We start from the raw sequence: 202 nt of genomic DNA on the forward strand, positions 1-202 counted from the left end.
GTTCGAGTGGTTGAGCTCGACACGCAGCGTGCCGCCGTTGTCGCCCACCACGATCGGGAAGTCGAGCCGCTCGTGCTCGACCCGCAGGTCGTCGAGGATCCGCAGGGATTGGCGTGCGAAGTAGCCGATCTCGGGATCGTGGCGCTTGGCCTCGAGTTCGGTCACCACGACCACGGGGAGCACGACGGAGTGCTCGGCGAAC

The 202-nt window shown here is 66.8% G+C and carries 1 protein-coding gene; it reads right to left on the reverse strand.

All coding sequences use genetic code 11. The features are described from left to right. Positions 1-202 (reverse strand): PIN domain-containing protein (locus tag FJ658_RS14985; protein WP_255447762.1); only part of this gene is annotated, 202 nt, incomplete at both ends.

Source organism: Schumannella sp. 10F1B-5-1, assembly GCF_006517535.1.
In the GTDB taxonomy this organism is placed as follows: domain Bacteria; phylum Actinomycetota; class Actinomycetes; order Actinomycetales; family Microbacteriaceae; genus Schumannella.